The following is a 302-nucleotide window of genomic DNA, read 5'->3' on the forward strand; positions in this document are numbered from 1 at the left end:
CCCTTAACCACTCCGAGCGAAATGGCCAGGGGCCAGACAGCGGCAACGATTACCATGTCGTACCACTTGTTATCACTATTGCTAACGTCTTTTGCAATTGCGTAAACCGGAAGTGCGCCCAGGATGTAAAGCACGATGCATAAAATAATCATAAGTAACCCTTCCCTACAGTTTCGCCAACTTCTCGTGATGCCTTTAATTTGTTCCAGTAGTCGAACGGGCCGACTGGCTTCCATGAGTTAGGCTTGCCTGGATCGTTCCACCAGCCGAGAATGCAGTTGCTGCCGAACCCTGAGTCCATA

The sequence above is a fragment of the Pseudoalteromonas sp. SWN29 genome (assembly GCF_015864465.1).
GTDB lineage: Bacteria > Pseudomonadota > Gammaproteobacteria > Enterobacterales > Alteromonadaceae > Pseudoalteromonas.